Below are 19,633 nucleotides of genomic sequence, written 5' to 3'. Positions count from 1 at the left end.
GCTCCACGACGACCTCTCTGCTTCGATAAAAGAGGTCGATGGTAGTGAATAATCCTGCGTTGCTGCCTGCCTTAAGGGTGGCCGGATGAGCGTGGAATGGGTGGCCGGATCATCGTGGAATCAGTGGCCGGATGTTTATGGAATAGGTGGCCGGATGGCCGTGGAATCCGCATCTCGATATCAGTCAGGCGCGTGGCTACGAAAAGGTGCATCAAAACCGCTTCAAGTCCATCAAAGAAAGACTTCGAAATTTTGTCGACAAATCCCCTGAGAGAGTAGAGGTGGCCGGATTAAAAAAATTATGCGAACAGCAAGTTTTATCCGAGCTTCCGAATCATCAATTTTACGTTCCCGGAGCGCTTTCCAATGAGTAACGATAGACAACCACCAAGACAACCTCCGCAGGACCCGCCTCGTCCACGACCTCAGGATCAACCTAGGCCGGATACCGACCACGGAAAACGACATCTTGAGCCTGATCGGCCTTGGCCGAGACGTTAACTTCATATCCTGCTCTGAGCTAGCATTGTAGATACTATGTTTATACAAATGGCTTGCCCTGCTTGCGAATAGTATCTACAATGTTTCTACTTTATGAGGTGTTTTATGGAAGTGAAAATTCAGCAGTGGGGCAATAGCGCGGCGATTCGCCTGCCCGCGACCGTGCTCAAGCAAATGAGCCTGGTCAGCGGCGATGTGCTGATGCTCGATGCGTCCGCAGGAGTGATGACGCTCAAACCGGCAAAAGCCAAGCTGCACTATCGGCTGGCTGATCTGATGGCCAAGTGTGATTTGAATGCGCCTGAGCCTGCGGAACTGGCTGAGTGGAACGACATGCAGCCAGTAGGACGTGAAGTTTGAAGCGAGCCAAATTTAACCGGGCTGACATTGTGCGCCTGAACCTGAATCCAACCGCTGGCCGTGAGCAGCAGGGCGATTTCCGTCCGGCATTAATTCTCACACCTGCGGCTTATAACGCATCTGGCCTCGCAATCATTGCACCGATCACGCAGGGCGGCGACTTTGCCCGATACGCCGGTTTTGCGGTGCCGTTAAGTGGTTCAGGTACTGAGACTCAAGGTGTTGTTCTGTGTAACCAGGTTCGCACCGTTGACCTTGAGGCTCGTGGCGCAAAGCGTATTGAGTCGGTTCCCGAGGTTGTGATTGACGATGTGCTGGCCCGTGTCCAAGCACTCTTTGAGTAACGGGGAAAACCAACATGCCAAGCAAACCTGTACCGACTCTGATGCCGTCGTACAACTCTAGGACGGCAGATAAGTTCGTAGTGCGCCTGCCAGATGGGCTGCGTGAACGTATCAACGAGGCGGCAGAAAACAATCACCGAAGCATGAACGGTGAAATTGTAGCGCGAATTAATGGCTCGCTGGATCTTGAGCGGAAATACGAAGAGATGCGGCAACTGAACAGCTTTCTGAATCAGAAGATCGCAATTCTTGAGGCGGCATCACAGCCCTGAGGGAAATTCGACGGAAAGTCCCATGAAGATGCAGAGCGTAGGTCAAGCAGTGTTCAAGTCCGCTGTGCCGTGTGCGCCTGCATCGCTGCGAACCTTCCGCCTGCACTTGACGGTAGCCAGGCCGGGGCACCCAGCAAGGGAATGGCTACGCCCAAAATGCTCACCCGTTCAGACTCGCTCTGCTCGCTTAGCTGCGGCTTCCGCTTTTGCCCTTGCAGTGCGCTTTCCCGGCCAGTCAACCGGCGTGCTACGGCGAAAGGCACTCAGCGAAGCAATGGTAACTACCTCGGGGGAATCCGATTTGAATCACTCTCAAGCAAATCAAAATCCGGCTCAAGCATCTAGCAAAGCAATGGTTGAAGCGCATCTGAGCGTGGAGCTTCTGCGGAGTAATCCGGACAAAATCTACGTCTTCGGCGACAACCTTTTGCGCCGTGGTACTGCTGGCCAAGCAGCCGTGCGAGGCGAGCCGAATGCTTTCGGCATTCCTACCAAGCGTGCACCTTCTATGGCGGCATCGGCCTTCTTCTCGGATCGGCCTGATGAGGTGCAGGCAGTGTTGCAAGCTTTGCGCGAGCTGTACGTACTTGCGCGCACCAGGACGGTGGTGTTTCCAGCCGCAGGGCTGGGCACTGGCCTCGCTCGGATGGCAACCAGCAGCCCGGAGGTGTACCAACAAATGCGCAGCATCCTTTCGGCTCACTTCGAGTTCGATCAGTGATTGTCGAGAGCCGATTCAGCGAGTCGGCTGCCAACAACCACAGTTAACGGAAATAGCATGCCAAGCAAACCTGAGCCGACCCTGATGCCGTCGTATAACTCTAGGACGGCAGATAAGTTCGTAGTGCGCCTGCCGGATGGGCTGCGTGAACGTATCAACGAGGCGGCAGGAAACAATCACCGAAGCATGAACAGTGAAATTATCGCGCGAATTGATGGCTCGCTGGACCTTGAGCGGAAATACGAGGAGATGCGGAAACTCAACAGCTTTCTGAATCAGAAGATCGCAATTCTTGAGGCGGCAGCACAGCCCTAAGGGAAATTCCCGCTGCACACCACCGGCCCTTGATTGGGCTTTTGGCAGTACCATGGCGGGGCATTTCGCGCCAAAGAACATGAATAAGGAAGTAAGAAATGGTTATAAGGAATAAAACTCGTGAATGGCCATCAAGAGTACGAGTTTCTGTTAAGTGCGTTGCAGCTCTGGGGCTGGCTTGCATACTTATTGTGTGGTCGGGCTTTGGGATGCATGGGACCGTGTCACTTGCGTTTATATTATTATCAAATTTAATAGTCGCGTATAGCATTGCGGTGTCCAGCGTTATCAAGCAAAGAGTAGCTGTTATTTTTGGCATGCTGACAGCCATATTAGGATGGTGGCTTACTCAATAAATCCCTGTAGATATGCGGTCGATGTGTGCGGAACCACCGGCTGCAAGTAACCAGGAAAATCATTGTGATATTCAACGTTCGTTCAAGGCAGATTGAGGTTATGGTTTCTAACAATAAAGATTGACACAAAACAATAAAGGTTGACACGACACAACATAGATTGACACAAAGCCTAAACCCCTGTATTTATGGGGGTTTTCATTTCTGGGCTGAGCCATCGGTCTAGAATTTCCGCTTCGTTTCGCTCCGGGAGTAGGCTAAAAAGCGCTATGCCATCGGCAGATGGTGAACGATTTTTTCCTATAACTATTTTTTCAGGGCGAGGAGAGGCGATCCCGGCGGACGAAGGAGGAAGGAGGAAGGAGGAAGCATTGCGCGGTCGTAGGTTTTCGTCAGAGACAGACATTCAACGGCACATTACAAATGGCTTCGGTAGCGGAGCTGGTGCCAGTTATCTGCCGTGGCTGCGCGTCCAAGATGTGCCTTCCAGAGGACACTCCCACAAGATCCAGGTTGTGAAGATCGATCGCCTCCATCACCTACTTTCTGACCTAGAACGCACCTATTTTTTGGTATGTGAGTTTTCGGAAAATGTTGTGGATATACGCGAGCAGTATCCATTGCTGCCGCGAGAAAGTGCTCAAGCAATCGCTAGCTCTATCGGAGTGCGATACCCCAAGTATCCGAAGACAGTGCTTCCTTATGTTATGACCACGGATTTTTTATTAACAATAAAAAAGCCCGATGGCAGCTTTAAGTCCGTAGCCCGAACTATCAAATACCGCTGCGACCTCGAAGGCAAACAAGCCAGTAGAACGCTGGAAAAACTTGCGGTCGAAAAACGTTTCTGGGATGGTCAACACGTTGATTGGGCCATTGTCACTGAAGAAATGTTCAGTCCCGATTTGATCAAGAATTTAGGCTTGCTCAGGAAGTTCGCTCAACTGCCGCGCGCCTTGGCAGAGCCCTCATTACACTCAGATTTTCTGGAGCATTAAGCTAGCTGCCGTCCGTACCCGTGGAGTACTGCTGAAACTCTGCGAAAGATTGCCGCACGTTTTGGTCTCATCGGTCATCGCGTTCCTGACGGCGCACCCGCATGTCGCCTATCTGGCGGTGTTTCTCCTGGAACTTTCCGAGTCAATCCCGATCATCGGTGTCGTCGTTCCCGGCACAGCCGTGATCCTCGCGCTCAGCACCTTGGTGCCGAGCGGCGTCTTATTGCTCTGGCCGTTGCTGGTCGCCGCCACGTCAGGCGCCATCGCGGGTGATGGTCTTTCGTTCTGGCTCGGGCACCGATACCACCGCGAGATTCTTGGCCTCTGGCCGCTGAACCGACACCCCGAACTGATTCAGCGCAGCGAAGCCTTTTTCACGCGTCACGGCGACAAAAGTGTCTTTCTCGCGCGCTTCACGCCGGGCGTCCGCGCCTTCATTCCGCTCCTCGCCGGCACCCTGGGAATGGCAGTCAGTCGGTTCTATGCCGTCAATGTCGCGTCGGCACTCACTTGGGCTCCGTCGCACATCCTGCCCGGCGTGCTTGTCGGTGCGACGTTCAGCATTCTCGGTGCGGCTGCAAAACCGCTCGCGATCCTGCTAGTCGTACTAGTCGCGGCGGGCTGGGTGGTCCTGCATATCGTGCGCTGGACACTGCGTCGCGGTATATACCCTACCTCATCGTCGCAGTGCAGCGGCTGCGCAGCTGGGCCGGTGCCCACGACAGCTGGCTGAGCCGCAGTCTCAGCAGCTTGCTCGATCCTTCACGGCCCGAAGCTCGGGCTCTCGCACTGCCGACGGTCCTTCTCGTCGGTGCCGCCTGGCTTTTTTTCGGTGTCCTTGAGGACGTCGTCAACGGTGACCCGTTGCTGCTTGCAGATAGCGCGATATACCGCGCGCTCCAGGATCTTCGCACAACACCAGGCGATGCGGTGATGATCGCCATCACAGAGCTCGGCGACACCAAGGTCGTAGTGGCGGTCACGATTGCTGTCTTGCTGTCTTGCTGTGGCTCATGTGGAAACGCGCCTGGCGTACCTCGACGGCGTCGTCGAAATGGCTGCTCGAACATCTGCTTCAACAAGAACAAGCAGATCGTGCCGTACGGTCTGTGAATCATCAGATGAACATGGCCAAACTCCCCATGCATCGTGATTTGGCAGGCTTCGACTTTAGCGTTTCCAGCGCAGATGCCCGCTTGGTCAGGGATCTGTCCAACCTGGAGTTCACAGAACCGGGCAGAATGTCGTGTTCATCGGCGGGCCTGGAACTTGCTAGACACACCTGGCCACCGCCTTGGCCGTGTCTGGGATCACGACGCATAACAAACGCGTGCGCTTCTACTCCACAGTGGATCTGGTCAATTTACTGGAGCGCGAAAAGTACGACGGCAAGACGGGTCGAATCGCTCAAGGGCTGCTACGGACAGACTTGGTGATACTCGATGAACTGAGGTATTTGCCCTTCAGCCAGAGCGGTGGTGCCCTGTTATTTCACCTGCTATCCAAGCTGTACGAACACACCAGCGTGGTCATCACCACCAACCTCAGCTTCTCAGAATGGTCGAGTGTGTTTGGCGACGCCAAGATGACCACTGCATTGCTGGATCGGCTGACACACCACTGCCACATCGTCGAAACGGGCAACGAGTCCTACCGCCTACAACACAGCAGCTTGGTCGCCCAGACCAAGATCAAATAACGTGAACGAAGGCGCAAAGACGATGATGGTGTCAAGGACGATGAGCCGTTTTGAACTGCACCGAAAATACCCTGCCGCATGAATACATGCGGTGGGGCTTGATGCCTCTTCCACCGGGACACGACTGCTAAGCTTATCCACAATTGCTGATGCAAAAATCAGCAATCCGCCCTGGGTCAATTTTCAATAGGCAAGGTGGGGATGCGGACAAAAACTTGGACTGGTTATGCCGCGAAGCCCAGGCTTTCACGATACTCAATGGGACTGAGCGCGCCGAGGGAAATCTTGATTCGTTTTTCGTTGTACCAGCGAATGTATGAATCCAAGGCCTGAATGAACTGCTCGATGCTCGTTGACTGCCAGTTGCGAGGATAGAACAGCTCCGTTTTCAGTCGGCCGAAGAAACCTTCACAAGCCGCGTTGTCAGGTGAGCAGCCTTTGCGCGACATCGAACGAATCAGCTTCGCATCAGCGATGCGCGATAGCCAGCCGGGCCAGCGGTAGTGAGCGCCACGATCGGAGTGAACAACAGGCCGTTTATCGTTGCTGGCCACCGTTTCGACAGCGGCATCCAGCATCGTGTTCACAAGCTCGGCGTCGGGACGCGTGCCGATCGACCAACTGATTACCTTCCCATCGAAGCAGTCGATCATGGGGGACAGGTACACCTTGCCGGCTGGGATCTGGAACTCCGAGATGTCGGTCAGCCATTTCTCATTCGGAGCTAGGGCCGTGAAGTCGCGGTTGAGGAGGTTTTCCGGCGCCGGACTGATCTCCCCGAGGTAGGAACCGTATCGACGCCGTTTCGGCTTGGCGACGACTAGGCACTCCTGCTTCATCAAGCGCTGCACCACCTTCTCTGAAAGGCGTACACGCTGCCTGCTCAACGAAGCTCGCATCCGACGGTAGCCATAGCAACGATGATTGCGCTCGAATATGTCCGCCATGGCACGACGCGCTTCGGTGTACTTTTCCGCGACCTGCATTCGGGCTCGATGATAGAAATAGGAGCTTCGGGCCAAGCCCAACGCGTCAAGCAGCTCTAGCAAGGAGTACCTCTGCCTTAGGGCATCAGCCAGCAATGTCTTCTCCCGATTGGTCAGGACTTGCCGGTTGATGCCCGTCTCTTTTTTTATGAGTTCATTCGCCCTCATCAACAGGTCATGTTCAAGCTGCAAACGGCGAACATCGAGCTGGAGAGATTCGAGTTGCCGCTGCAACTCCTCTCGTTCCGGTGACGATGAGGGTTCAAGCCGACACTTCATGGATGGGGATACCTCTGGGCCGAGTAGCTGGTTTTTCCAGTTGTACAAGGTCGGCCTGCACACGCCCAGCTTTTGAGCCAGGGCTTTCGCACTTTCTTTTCGCGTGCACAGCGCGATGACCGCTGCCTGCTTCACCGCTGGCGGCCGGGCTAACCCGTCTGATCGACCGACAATACGCGTATGCAACTCGGGGCGCATTTCGTAAATCCAGGCACGCAACGAATCCCGCGCGGGGTAGCCCAACGCCTTGATGGTAGCGGCGATGTTGCGACCGTATTCGAGATAGTGCCCGACAGCCTTTTCCCTTTGGGCCAGTGAGTACTTCGACTTCGAGTTCTCGTAGCCACGCGGCAGGTCGAGGCATCGCTCATACTCTGCGTGCCAGCTCTTCAAAGAGTTCTTCGTCGGGTAGCCCAACTGACGAATAGTTGCCCCGGTTCGCTTGCCCAGTTTGATGTAGAGCTTGACCGCTCGGATACGGTCTTCGTATGAGTACATGAACTACCTCCAGGTAGTCCAAGATTTCCGCCGCATCCCCGGTGGGTCAGTTTTCAATCAGCGCCGACATCTGATGCCAGTCGCAACAAAACGTGGCGCGGCGAAGCACCTTCATCCCTCTGAAAGTACAGCCGATAGACGAGATTGAGACGGTTGTACTGACTTGTGCCAGCCGCCTGTATCGAAATGATATGTATTTACTTACAAAAGATAATCGTTATTATTCGCGCGATAATTCACACAAAAGGTGTTCATGGTGGCTCTATCGCGCATTTACCCGGCCTCTCTGTCGTTGCTGGGCATTCTGGTCGTACCTGATCTACAGGCAGAAACCGAGCCTGTTCTGACCCTGCCGGCAACCGCTGTAAACAGTGAGTACAACGAGCAGAGCTATATGTCGACCGAGAGCAGGAGTGCGCTGAAGATCGATGCCCCGCTACGTGATATCCCGCAAACGGTGAACGTGATTCCCCAGAGCGTGATCAAGGACCAGGGCGCTCAGTCGATGGAAGACGTGCTGAAGAATGTCCCGGGGATCGGTCTGTCCAATGGCGATGGCCAGCGCGATCAGGTCACCATCCGCGGCTTCAGTGCAATCGGCGACATGTACATCGACGGTATCCGTGACGACGCCCTGTACTTCCGCGATCTGTCCAATGTCGAGCGCGTGGAAGTGATTAAGGGGCCCGCAGCGGTGCTCTATGGCCGCGGCTCATCTGGTGGCCTGATCAACAGCATCAGCAAGAAGCCCAACTTCACTCCCAAACAGGAAGTGGGTGTCAGCTTCGACAGCGAGGGTAAAAAGCGCACGCAGTTCGACGCCGGTTGGGCCGATCAGCAGCAAAACGACAAGGCATTCCGGGTGACCGGTGCGCTGGAAAACAGCGACACCTTCCGCGATGACGGCTATATCGACCGCAAGGCCATCGCGCCTTCGGCCTACTTCAAGCTCACGGACGATCTGGAACTGAACCTGGGCGCTACCTATCTGTATGACAAGCGCCTGATCGACTTCGGCATCCCGGCGCGAGGCGATCGTCCGGTCGATGTGGACCGCGACAAACGCTTCGGCTCCGCCGACCCGGATGACGACTACACCCGCAGCGAGGTATTTTCGTTCACGGCCGGTGTCGACTACCGGATCAACGACAATTTCACCCTGAGCAACACCAGTCGCTATTACCACTACGACCTGGATCGCAACAACACACTCGCCGACTCCAGCCGGACACGCTTCGTCACCGCCCCCAACGGCGAACTGCTGGTGAAGCTCAACCGCGGCAATGTGCAGCGCAAGGAAGATGGCTGGTTCAACCAGACCGAACTCAAGCAACAGGCCACGCTCGCCGGGATGAACCACAACCTACTCTATGGCGTGGAACTGGGGCGCCAGGTCAAGGACCAGTCCGTGTTCAGCCAGAACAACGTAGCGCGGGTGCCGGTGTATCGCGATGCTCTGGTCGATGTGCCGTTCCAGGCTAACCGGCAAACCGCCAAGGGCACCAACACCCAGGATATCGCCGGATTCTACGTGCAGGATCTGATTGAACTGGCGCCACAGTGGAAAGCCCTTCTGGGCGTACGGTATGACGTGTTCGACCAGGAATACTCTGATGATCTGACGCATAACACCCTGTCCCGAACGGATACCACCTGGAGCCCGCGAGTCGGCCTGGTTTATCAGCCTGACCAGATTCAGTCCTATTACGTCTCGGTAAGCCGTTCCTACCAACCGTCTGCTGAAATGTTCGCCCTGAGTACGACCAACCAGGACTTGGAGCCGGAAGAGACCACCAACTTCGAGATCGGCGGCAAGTGGGATCTGCTCGACAATCGCCTGGCGCTGACGGCCTCGCTGTTCCGGCTGGAACGCACCAACATGAAAACCACCGATCCGGCGAACCCGACCAAACTGGTGCTTGCGGGAGAGCAGCGTACTGATGGTCTCGAACTGACCGCCAGTGGGCAGTTGAGCGAAAAGTGGCAGGTATATGCCGGTTACGCCTATCTGGATGCCGAGATCACCAAGTCCAACAGCCGTACCAACGGTATCGCCAACGAAGGCCAGACTCCGACCTTGACCCCGCGCCACAGTGCCAATTTGTGGTTGGTACGTTCTTTGACACAGGAGTGGCGTGTAGGCATGGGGGCGAACTATGTCGATGACCGTTACACCGCCTTGGATAACCAAGTGGTCATGCCGGCCTACACCACCGTGGACGCAGCGTTGCTCTACAACCTGCCGAAATGGGACATGGCTCTGCGTTTGCGTAACGTCTTCGACAAGGACTATTACGCCTCGGCGCATGGCTCCGTGGATTTGATCACGCCCGGTGCACCACGGACTCTGGAATTGAGCACTAACTACCGATTCTGAGTACGGTCCTGAGAACAAAGCCCGGTATTGCGACACTGCCGGGCTTTTTTTGATAGAGGCCCCACACGCCTCTGATGTGTGCGGTTGTTGTATCAAAATAGCCACGGCGCATCAGCCCGGTGTATCTCCTACCCACAACATTCTCGCTGCGCTTGAATCGGTGGCATTTCACCTGGCTGAAAGAGCAGAAGCAATTACCAATCAGAACCATGGAACTTGAGAAAACTGCACAATGATGCCGGCGGCGGCGGCGACAGGCAGGAAGCGTCCAAAAGCATTCATTTGCTATCAATAAATTACACCTCGGACTTTTCATTTTTTGACAATAAATGCTCGCGCGCAGCCTCCGAATCGGAAGTTGCGCACAGGCGTTATTTGAGGCACTACACCCTCACACCACCGACAAATGCTCGTAAAGGATTGTCGAGCCGACCAGCATCAGCACGATGCCGCCGTTGATTTCAGCACGCTTGCCAACTACGGTTCCAAGCACGCGCCCCAGCATTACGCCGATCGTAACCATTACAGTCGTGGCCAAGCCGATAGCCGAAGCGGCGACCAGGATATTCACGTTTACAAAGGCCAGACCCACAGTGGCTGTTGTCTGGCTCGTGATGGATCAGCATGCGAGGAAATTGCGCTGGCAGCGCCGCGCGTTTGGGCTGCTGGCGCAATTTGGCTTCGACTGCTGTCGGTTGCAGCGCCTCAAGTTCGGCTTCGATAGCCGCGATATTGGTGTTGATCAAGTCGTCGAGCAAGCTGGCTTGATCCGGACTTAGCTGCTCGCTGCGCTTGGCAAACTTGAATCGCTTGAGCAGTGCGATCTCGTGGGCCAGCTTCTCGTTGACCGACTTGTGATGGGTGATTTGCTTGTCCATGGTCTCGACGCGCCGGATCAACTGCGCCGCCAAGGCGCGCAGTTCTCCAGGGTTTAATTGATCGAGATTGGGATGCGAAATCATGCCGCCGATTTTGCCAGAGAGGGCTCATGGCGGCGATAGACTGATGGGCCAATTGCGCTGGCAAGCGCGCCATGACCGGTGTTAAAGCATCGAGATGATTCCGCCTGCACCGACGCGCTGCCAAGGTAAACCGAGCACTAGGGCCTGAAGTTGCTCGGCATCCAACTCAACTTCGGAGCCGTGTCGCGCACCCGACCAGAAGAAGCGTCCTTGATTCAAACGCCGGGCGTCAAGCCAAATCCCCACGCCGTCATGCACCAGCACTTTCATGCGATTGGCGCGGCGGTTGGCGAACAGATAGGCACAGTGCGGCTTCGCCGCACCGAACACCGCGACAACTCGCGCCAGCGCGGTTTCAGTACCGGCGCGCATGTCCATGGGCTCGGTGGCGAGCCAGATGGAATCGACACGGATCATCGCAGCAGGTCTCGGAGAAAGGCAGAACATGCCGCTGCATTTTCTGCCGGCCAGCTCACCACGACTACGCCTTTTGAATGAGGTACTTCGATTCGGATCGTGGCCGGAAGAACTTGAGGTGCCGCTGCCGAAGACAATGCCTTGACCGGAATAAAGGCAGTTTGCAGTACCATGTATTTCTGCGCATACACCCGAATCCATTTATGGACAAGGTTTGCATTGAGGTTGTGGGTCAAGGCGACATTGGCAATCGACGTGTCAGCCTGCGCGCACTCGGCGATGACCTGGGCCTTAAAGGACTTGGAATAGGAACGGCGTTCTTGTGTCATGGGCGTCTGCTTAAAAAGGCTAAAAATGGTGTCCACTTCAAAAATTAGGTGGACACCATCGCCTCAAGCGACGGTGTCAGGAAGATATGTTGGCCGGACGGTTACGGCGGTTACCGGCACCGCGGCATCCTAACGGCGTGATCTTTAGTCCGGACTCGGTAGGATGGTGGGGAGGAGTTCGTCGTTCTTGGTCAACTTGGCGACGCTAGCCAGCATTCAAGAGACAGCGGATGGGACGCGATGGTGACGCCTTTTAAGAAGCGGTTATCGAATGACTCGCCATGGACCCTCGCAATGAAGTGCTGTCTGCGTCGGGTTAGTGACCACTGAAACAAAAGGCTCCACACCCAACCCGGTTAAGCGGTTGGAGGAGGATTCCGCCGCTGGCAACAAGCTATGTTAGGAGCAACTGATCATATTTTCTGCAAAAAGTCGTACAAACTCTGATACTGGGCATCATCAATCAGTTCAGCATCGTTGAGGGCTTGGAGATAGCCATCGGCAAGACACATGTATCTATACGTCCGTTCTGAGTTAGGGCTGTCATAGAGAGCCTGAACCAATTTCCGCCAATTGGCTCGCGTACGGCCATTTACACGCTCAGACAGTAAAGGAACAACAAGCATATACAGGCTCTCCAAGGTAAGGATTCGCGAAAATGTATCCCGTCATCTCAACATGTCGTTTTTTTAGTGACAAAGCAGATAACCCGATCGTTCCCCTGAATAGCTTGGTTGAGGGGAGCCTACTGCTTGCCTTGAAGCGGCGATTGAAGCAGCTCGTGCTGACGAGGCTGGATCCAGTTTTGCCGTAGTCGCAACGCGGTACGCACCCCACCAGTCAGGTTGATATTCGTCGACTGTCCGCGTCAGTCAGCCTAGGGAAGTTCTGAAGTAGTCAGCGATTTTTGATGCCCTTGTTGGTAGAGGTTAAAAAAACGCCGGCTCGTCAGAAATCAGACCATTCCTGTTCTTAACTCATCGTTTCACCCTTGAGCGACACCTTTTCAAAGCGCTTTTCCTGCATTACAGGCGCATCTCTCCCGCGACAAGCGGCCGTTTTCGCATCATCCACAGGTTCGATAGGGCAAATAGCATGGCCCGTTGCGCGGTGTTTTTCATAAGGCCGCGAAAGCGCACTTTCGTATAGTCAAACTGACGCTTGATCACTCGGAATGGATGCTCAACCTTCGCCCGGACTTGTGCTTTCGCATATTCGATTTTGCACCGCTGGCGCCCGATCAAACTCTTTTCCGCGTGTTTTTTATAGCTGCTGGGCCGTGCGGCAATCGACCAGATCATCTTGCGATTCTGATGCTCAGGACGCTTGTCCACGCCAGTGTAACCGGCATCGCTAGGCACGTATGATTCCTCGCCATGCAGCAACTGATCGACCTGCGTCACGTTCGCCACATTGGCCGCCGTGCCCACCAGGCTATGCACCAAACCCGACTCGGCATCGACGCTGATATGCGCTTTCATCCCGAAGAAATACATGTTCCCCTGCTTCGTCTGATGCATTTCGGGGTCGCGTTTACCGTCTTTATTCTTGGTCGAACTCGGCGCATGAATGATCGTCGCATCGACCACCGTACACCCTGGCGCAACATTAGGCCACGGTCGCCCAGATAACCGTTGATGAACTGCAAAATCCCGCCAGCCAATTCATGTTTCTCCAACAAGCGCCGGAAGTTGAGGATCGTAGTTTCATCGGGTATCCGATCCACATGGAGCCCCGAAAACTGGCGCAGGATAGTGGTCTCGTACAGTGCTTCTTCCATCGCCGGATCGCTGTAGCCGAACCAGTCCCGCATTAGATGAACCCGCAACATCGCCATCAACGGATACGCCGGACGACCACCTTTCACCTTTCGGATAATGGGGCTCGATCAACGCAATCAGACCCTTCCAGGGCACGACCTGATCCATCTCGATCAGGAAACGCTCGCGGAGGGTCTGTTTACGTTTGCCGGCGTACTCGGCATCGGAAGGACATCTGTTTCATCGGGGCTCAACCGTCGTGTTCGGATCAGGCGGCTATTTCACCAAATCTGAAAGTCTTTTTTAGAGTTTCCCTAGGTTGCGCGCTCCAGGTAGACGGTACTCGAAAGCACAATCGTGGCAATCAAAGGCTGGATCCACTCGCCCGGTAGTGCTGTGGCTTGAAGCTCCGATCCTTGATTCCACCGAGGCAGATGAAGAAATGCAGCCCTGGTCAGTGCCTTATTGAGTCTCGTATTGATAACTCGGCCATCTCGACACTTTGCAGTTGTCCTGGCTGCTGCGCAGCGGCAGGCGTGCCGCCATCTCTCGCTCTGGTATAGACGTTGAAGCATCCTGTCGCCATTGAATAGCTTGGTCAATGAAGCTAAGAAATTCGGCTTCGGGTACTCGAACTAGAAGGAATGGTCATCCTTCAATGATAGTCCTTTCATCAGAAACCATCGTTTTTTTGGCGCCAGTATTACGTTGTCCTACAATCTGATGCTAGAATGCCATCACCGGGTTGCTCAGTAGAGCTTTTCTTTTCTGTATGTGCCCGTCTCATGAATGGAACAGTGAAGCCATGAAGGAGCTGTTTTTACCGGTCTCGATTTAGCGGGTAGCTTAAGTAGACCCGCTGGGAACGTCTCTTGATGGAAGTGGATGTGAATGGAGCCTGAAAAGGATTGATTACAAAGATCGAGTCACCTTCGCAAGGGGCAAAGCCGTCATCCGGCGAACAAAAGGCCATGGTTATCCAATGCACAGTAGATCTGACGATCTCTAATGCTAGACGGGTCTTTTGAAGAGCACGATTGTGCGATTCGCAGGATTGCACTTGGGGCGGATTCTCATGCCCTACGATTCTAAACTTTCGTACCTGCGGAAACACCAGCTCAGCAAAGAATCAAGCACTAATTGAAAATCGGCCGAACGTTGGTTGATGCTAAAAAATATATTTTTCAGGATGTCACAAAAAGCAGTATTAAGGAGCTTTGAATAGACGAGTGTACTTTTAAAAGGCGTAATTTAAATGAAGTTAAATTCGGTGGCTTTTAGATATGGATTGATAATACAAGTATTGGTACTGGCAGCATTTATTTTTGTGAAAACTCCTATCATGTCGTGCCCTGATAAAAACAATATAAGCTCAACTAGTAATTCTGAAAGCTATAATTCTGAAGCAAGGCCTTTAAAAACGACGCCAGATGACAAGTCCGATGAAAAATATAAATGGGTTTCGCTAATTTCATTAAATTTGTGGAGGCTCGAAACAACATTAGACAATACAGATATTCAATATGAGAATTTTATGGTCGATTGGTTACAATACCTGCTTGTAGCAGGAGGCTTCATGGTAATGTCGGGATTGATAATGATGGTTTTTCGCAGAAAAAAAAGTGTGTATAAAAAACAATTCCATCTTTGCTCGTTAATGCCGGCATTGATACCATTAACCTATCAGTCGTGCAATCATTGCAGCACAATAGTCAAGCACAAAAACAATAAAGAACCCTTATCCTCAAGCGCGATGATATGGGTGATAGAGATTACTGTATCGAGCGCATTGGACCGTAAAAAAACTGCTGCAGCAATTAAGGAGATGAGCTTGCCAGCAATAAGGCTTGAAAATAATTTCATCATTATTGGACCTTATAAAAGCAAGTCAGAGGCATCTGAAATAGTACGCAAACTGCGCGATGCTCACAATGTTAGAGGCTGGTTAACACCGGGAAACTGAAAAACACATTTTAATAGTTTCTCGTTGTCAAAATCCCGCCACTGTTAATGGCTGGGGCGGATCGGCTCAAGAATTTAAAGTGTTCTGCTTTTAGATCACTGCACTGGTGCGATTTTTGCTGTATGCCAAGGTTTCAATTTATAGGCTCGACACAACAAGACGATTCATATTTTTTGCCTCTTGGTCTCTTGGAAAAAGCCATGATTTTTTTTCACTACAAATTAGATCCAAGTTTCGGGCTTGTGTTAATGTTGAAGACAGAAGCGGCTACCGACTAAGTGACTAGGAGTAAGAAATTGAGCCGCATACACCCCGTGCAGGTCATTGCAGTAACAGGTGGCAAAGGTGGTGTCGGTAAGACAAATATAGCAGTAAATTTGTCAGTGGCATTAGCGGAGCGCGGTCGACAGGTCATGCTTCTTGATGCTGACCTCGGACTTGCAAATGTCGATGTTTTACTTGGCTTAGCCCCCTCCAAAAACCTTGCTGACGTGATTAAGGGAAGATGTGAATTGCGGGATGTAGTCCTACAAGGCCCTCGCGGAATCAGCATCGTTCCAGCCGCTTCTGGCTGCCAAAGTATGAGTCATTTAGCGCCAGCTCAGTACGCCGGAATAATTCAAGCCTTTAATGATATCGACGAAAAGGTTGACGTACTCATCATCGACACGGCCGGCGGCATAGGTAGCTCGGTTATCAATTGTATTCGCGCATCCCGCGAAGTGTTAATGATAGTGTGTGACGAGCCAACTTCAGTTACCAACACCTATGCGCTAATAAAGATACTCAGCCAGTCTTATGGTATGAATCGTTTTCGCATACTCGTTAACATGACGCAGACCCCCCAAGAAGGGCCAAAACTTTTTGCCAGGTTGCTTCGGGCTACTAATCTTTTCCTTGATGTAAGTTTACAATATCTTGGATCCGTACCTTATGATGAATGCATGCGCAAGGCTGTGAAAAAACAGTGTGCGGTGTACGACGCTTTTCCTCGCTCTAAGTGTTCCTTGGCGTTTAAGGCTCTCGCACAAAAAATTGACTCTTGGCCATCACCGGAAAACCCGCGCGGGCAATTGGAGTTTTTTGGTGAGCGATTGTTAACTACACCAATGCGGCGAGTATCCGCAAATATTGTAGCTTAGTTCTGGGAATTTTAATTAATAACATTTTTTATTGAGAGGTCGAATTGAATAAGAATATGAAAATTCTAATCGTTGATGACTTTTCAACGATGCGAAGAATAATAAAAAACCTTTTGCGTGAACTAGGGTTTACTAACACGTTTGAGGCGGATGACGGAATGTCTGCGCTTCCAATGCTGCAAAAGGGTAGTTTCGACTTTCTTATCACTGATTGGAATATGCCTGGTATGTCAGGTATCGATCTTTTAATCTGTGTACGTGCTGATGATCGTATAAGACAGCTACCAGTTTTAATGGTAACGGCCGAAGCCAAACGTGAACAGGTCATTAAGGCCGCCCAAGCTGGAGTGAACGGCTATGTGGTCAAACCCTTCACGGCACAAGTATTAAAAGAAAAAATAGAAACTATTTTCACACGCATCAACAGTTAAAACCTTCCACCCAGCTCCCTAGCTAATAACTCACTGATTGGTAAATAAATACTTGCGCTAGAATCTAGAGGAACGCTTTAAAAAGTGAAATGCTCAATTCAGCTACGCAGCCGATAGCTTGTTCAACCAACTGCCCCAACGAACCTGCGGAATTTATGATGGACAATCACCAACCTATCGCTTGCACCGTGTCGAACCTTTCAGGCGTGGCGCTTGCGCGCACCTTTCTGTTCAAATTTGTGAGTCTCTTGGCAGCCGTTTTTTTCCTCGCCAGCTATTCACTTGTTTACCTTGCGCATGATTTAGATCGAGCGGAGGAGGTCGAAAGTGCCTTCTACACGAATAAAGCAATGCAATCGCTAGAAAAATCGCTGCGGTCGACCGTCAAGGATTACGCATTTTGGGGCGATGCTTACAAACACCTGCATGTTGAAATGGACGCTGACTGGGCATACGTACGACAAAACGTCGGGACTGAGCTTTACACGGATTTTGGATTCTCGGGAGTGTTTGTCGTCAACGACGTCAATAGCACTGTTTATTCTGTGGTCAAGGGTGAGTTGAAACCGGTCGAAGTCGAGGAATGGCTCGGGCAGTCCATTACCGCGATTCTCGTAAAGGCTCGTGAAGGAGCGGCAACAGAAACGCCAACAACATCCTTCATTGTCATTGGAGGAGTACCCGCCTTGGTCGCGGCAGCGGCGATTATGCCGGGTACTGACCCGACAGTCATGTCTGATGACAGGTCGCCGTCGGTATTGATGTTCGTCGACATTCTGGACAGCGCCAAACTCGAAATGATAGGTAGGGATTACGGGGTGAATGGCCTGCGCGTCGCCACTTCTGACGAAATTGGCAAAGCGTCTGTCTTTCCATTGGGCGAGAACGGTACTGCCGGCAGTTTGCACTGGAGTCCCTCCAGGCCAGGTCTGCGATTATTGGGGCTAGGATTGCCATTGATCGGCGTTGCCGCGCTATTGGTGTGCCTGATGACCTGGGCCATCTTGCGTCGCACGAACGCGGGTGCAAAGGCGCTCGACGCCAGCTATAAATCGCTGCAAAGCAGTCAGGCTGCCCTCTCCACCAGCGAAGCGCGCTTTCGCGACGTCGTTGAAGCCAGCTCGGACTGGGTATGGGAAATAGACGCTGATTGGCGTTTCACCTATCTATCCGAGCGATTTGAGGATGTAACAGGGCTCTCCAGGGACGCTTGGATTGGAGCGGCGATGGATGATCTGTTGAGCACCGAATTAGGCACGTTATCTCAGTGGCTCAGCATCCCGAACCGTCGCCCGGATATCAGTGTTCAGTGCTACTACGTCGATACGAAAGGCCAAGAGCGAATCACTCGTCTTTCGGCGCGAGAAATGGCAGGTGGAGGTTGTCGGGGTACTGCAACCGACGTCACGGAGGAAGTTGAAGCCCGTCGAAGAATCGAATTCCTCTCACAGCATGACGCGCTTACCGGACTGCCCAACAGGACACGGCTTCAGGAGTTTCTTGACGGCAAACTCAAGGCTTTGCCAACGGTAAAGCAACCTCTGGTTATGCTCAGTCTGGACCTGGATCGATTCAAGCCAGTGAATGATCTGCTCGGACATGCGGCAGGTGATCGGGTACTTAACGAAGTGTCGAGCCGCCTGGCTGACTGTGTTCGCCACGGGGACCTTGTCGCCCGGGTAGGGGGTGATGAGTTTGTGCTGATTCTTACCGATGTAAGCGCCCAGGAAGAAGTCGAGGCGCTATGTCGCCGCCTAATCGAGTCCATTGAGCGGCCTATAGTGATCGATGAGCAGGAAGTGTTCGTCGGCGCCAGTATTGGCATCGCAATGGCGCCAAATGATGCTCGCGAGGCTACCGAGCTGCTTCGTTATGCGGATATCGCATTGTACGAGGCCAAAACCGGAGGTCGTAACACTTGGCGCTTTTACGCGGGCGATATGAACGCAAAGATCATTGAGCGCCGCCGTTTGGAAAGCGACCTGCGTTTCGCGATCAAACACGGAGAGCTGCGGCTACATTTCCAACCGCGCTATCGCATCGCTGACGGGCAGATGGTCGGTGCCGAGGCATTGGTACGGTGGCAACATCCTGAACGTGGTTTGATACCTCCCGACACCTTCATCCCCATTGCTGAAGAAAGCGGGTTGATTCTTTCCTTGAGCAACTGGGTAATCGATACCGCCTGCAGATATGCCGCGCGGTGGCCGGAAAGTCTGTTCGTATCGGTTAACCTTTCGCCTAGCGAATTCAAGCGAGGCAATTTGGTAGAGCGCCTCCAGAAAATACTATTCGACTCTGGAATCGATCCTACCCGAGTAGAGCTCGAAATTACTGAGGGCGTTATGCTCGAAGATGCCGAAGGTGCGCTTAAGGTAATGCGTACGCTCAAACGTCTTGGCGTACGCATATCCATGGACGACTTTGGAACGGGATACTCTTCGCTGAGCTACCTGCGCACCTTCCCATTTGATGGGCTGAAAATAGACCGCAGCTTTTTAAACAAACTCGTTGAGAGCGACGATAATATGTCGATTATCCAGGCTATCGTGGGCTTGGGTCGCGCGTTATCGCTCACCGTTACCGCAGAGGGCATTGAAACAGCCGAGCATCTTCAATTGCTCAAAGCAGTGTCGTGTGATGAGGGGCAAGGTTATTTCCTAAGTCGACCGCTTAGTATGGATGCTTTCAGCGCTTTGGTGGAAGTTGGAGAAACGACTGGCAATAAACGCAATGTTTAAAGCAACGTACCAACCATGCGGTCAACCCGTTTTGCTGAGCCATAGGCCGACGTTACGTCACTGCATCGTCAATAGTCTGAATGATCTTCGGAAACTAACCTTCGATCGATTCTTGGTCAATGAGCACTCCAATGCTAAGCGAGATGCCGTCAAGCTAGAGTAGTTAGAGGAGGCCAAACCCT

Annotated in this window: 13 protein-coding genes and 7 pseudogenes; 14 read left to right on the top strand and 6 right to left on the bottom strand. The window is 52.7% G+C overall.

Annotation, left to right across the window (positions count from 1 at the left end):
- Window positions 1–606: 606 nt before the first annotated feature.
- The 9 genes and pseudogenes from BLU63_RS04910 (at window position 607) to istB (ending at window position 5,566) form a co-directional block, all read left to right on the top strand.
- Window positions 607–861, top strand: coding sequence for an AbrB/MazE/SpoVT family DNA-binding domain-containing protein (locus BLU63_RS04910; protein ID WP_083374993.1), 255 nt, complete (start codon window positions 607–609; stop codon window positions 859–861).
- Window positions 858–1,205, top strand: coding sequence for a type II toxin-antitoxin system ChpB family toxin (locus tag BLU63_RS04905; RefSeq protein WP_083374992.1), 348 nt, complete (start codon window positions 858–860; stop codon window positions 1,203–1,205). The genes BLU63_RS04910 and BLU63_RS04905 overlap by 4 nt, the downstream gene beginning before the upstream one ends.
- Window positions 1,206–1,246: 41 nt before the next feature.
- Window positions 1,247–1,387, top strand: a pseudogene (locus BLU63_RS33265) (Arc family DNA-binding protein); the annotation flags it as partial.
- 391 nt (window positions 1,388–1,778) lie between these two features.
- A complete protein-coding gene (locus BLU63_RS04895; RefSeq protein WP_231990939.1) occupies window positions 1,779–2,198 on the top strand; it encodes a DUF7831 domain-containing protein in 420 nt (139 codons plus the stop codon).
- 84 nt (window positions 2,199–2,282) lie between these two features.
- Window positions 2,283–2,423, top strand: a pseudogene (locus tag BLU63_RS33260) (Arc family DNA-binding protein); the annotation flags it as partial.
- A gap of 817 nt (window positions 2,424–3,240) precedes the next feature.
- Window positions 3,241–3,927 (top strand): annotated as a pseudogene (locus BLU63_RS04885) (TnsA endonuclease N-terminal domain-containing protein); the annotation flags it as partial.
- Between the two features lies 1 nt (window position 3,928).
- Window positions 3,929–4,600 (top strand): DedA family protein, encoded by a 672-nt coding sequence (locus tag BLU63_RS04880; RefSeq protein WP_167362265.1) that lies wholly within the window; start codon window positions 3,929–3,931, stop codon window positions 4,598–4,600.
- A gap of 17 nt (window positions 4,601–4,617) precedes the next feature.
- Window positions 4,618–4,980 carry a hypothetical protein gene (locus BLU63_RS32995; RefSeq protein WP_167362264.1) on the top strand — a complete coding sequence of 121 codons (363 nt, stop codon included), beginning with the start codon at window positions 4,618–4,620 and terminating at the stop codon, window positions 4,978–4,980.
- Window positions 4,869–5,566: pseudogene (istB, locus tag BLU63_RS32990) on the top strand (IS21-like element helper ATPase IstB). The gene BLU63_RS32995 and the pseudogene istB overlap by 112 nt, the downstream one beginning before the upstream one ends.
- Window positions 5,567–5,790: 224 nt before the next feature.
- Here istB and BLU63_RS04870 read toward each other — a convergent pair.
- Window positions 5,791–7,329: an IS3 family transposase gene (locus BLU63_RS04870; protein WP_057977870.1), complete on the bottom strand. Its 1,539-nt coding sequence runs from the start codon at window positions 7,327–7,329 to the stop codon at window positions 5,791–5,793.
- Window positions 7,330–7,582: 253 nt separating this feature from the next.
- Between BLU63_RS04870 and BLU63_RS04865 the strand changes: the two genes are divergently transcribed.
- Entirely contained in the window at window positions 7,583–9,706 is a 2,124-nt protein-coding gene (locus BLU63_RS04865) for a TonB-dependent receptor (RefSeq protein ID WP_083374989.1), read from the top strand.
- A gap of 391 nt (window positions 9,707–10,097) precedes the next feature.
- Here BLU63_RS04865 and BLU63_RS04860 read toward each other — a convergent pair.
- From BLU63_RS04860 to BLU63_RS04835, 5 genes and pseudogenes are all read right to left on the bottom strand, one after another.
- A pseudogene (locus tag BLU63_RS04860) lies at window positions 10,098–10,298 on the bottom strand (manganese efflux pump); the annotation flags it as partial.
- Window positions 10,288–10,668 (bottom strand): annotated as a pseudogene (locus tag BLU63_RS04855) (transposase domain-containing protein); the annotation flags it as partial. The pseudogenes BLU63_RS04855 and BLU63_RS04860, both read right to left, overlap by 11 nt.
- 81 nt (window positions 10,669–10,749) lie before the next feature.
- Window positions 10,750–11,085, bottom strand: a complete 336-nt coding sequence (gene tnpB / locus BLU63_RS33255) for an IS66 family insertion sequence element accessory protein TnpB (protein ID WP_159454563.1) — start codon at window positions 11,083–11,085, stop codon at window positions 10,750–10,752.
- Window positions 11,082–11,414 carry an IS66-like element accessory protein TnpA gene (tnpA, locus tag BLU63_RS04845; protein ID WP_144443386.1) on the bottom strand — a complete coding sequence of 111 codons (333 nt, stop codon included), beginning with the start codon at window positions 11,412–11,414 and terminating at the stop codon, window positions 11,082–11,084. Before tnpA ends, tnpB begins: the two co-directional genes overlap by 4 nt.
- Before the next feature lie 1,025 nt (window positions 11,415–12,439).
- Window positions 12,440–13,418 (bottom strand): annotated as a pseudogene (locus BLU63_RS04835) (IS5 family transposase).
- A gap of 1,011 nt (window positions 13,419–14,429) precedes the next feature.
- Between BLU63_RS04835 and BLU63_RS32675 the strand changes: the two are divergent.
- The 4 genes from BLU63_RS32675 to BLU63_RS04820 all read left to right on the top strand — a co-directional run bounded on the left by BLU63_RS32675 (window position 14,430) and on the right by BLU63_RS04820 (window position 19,451).
- The gene (locus tag BLU63_RS32675; protein WP_144443387.1) at window positions 14,430–15,137 is read left to right on the top strand and encodes a hypothetical protein; all 708 of its coding nucleotides are present in this window, start codon (window positions 14,430–14,432) and stop codon (window positions 15,135–15,137) included.
- Window positions 15,138–15,433: 296 nt separating this feature from the next.
- Complete coding sequence (locus tag BLU63_RS04830) at window positions 15,434–16,279, top strand: MinD/ParA family protein (protein WP_144443388.1); 846 nt, start codon at window positions 15,434–15,436, stop codon at window positions 16,277–16,279.
- 56 nt (window positions 16,280–16,335) lie between these two features.
- Window positions 16,336–16,710: a chemotaxis response regulator CheY gene (locus BLU63_RS04825; protein WP_174604222.1), complete on the top strand. Its 375-nt coding sequence runs from the start codon at window positions 16,336–16,338 to the stop codon at window positions 16,708–16,710.
- A gap of 158 nt (window positions 16,711–16,868) precedes the next feature.
- A complete protein-coding gene (locus BLU63_RS04820) occupies window positions 16,869–19,451 on the top strand; it encodes a bifunctional diguanylate cyclase/phosphodiesterase (RefSeq protein ID WP_371859408.1) in 2,583 nt (860 codons plus the stop codon).
- Window positions 19,452–19,633: the final 182 nt, after the last annotated feature.

This window comes from Pseudomonas mandelii (assembly GCF_900106065.1).
Lineage (GTDB): Bacteria > Pseudomonadota > Gammaproteobacteria > Pseudomonadales > Pseudomonadaceae > Aquipseudomonas > Aquipseudomonas mandelii.
This window is presented reverse-complemented; position numbering and strand designations above follow the sequence as displayed.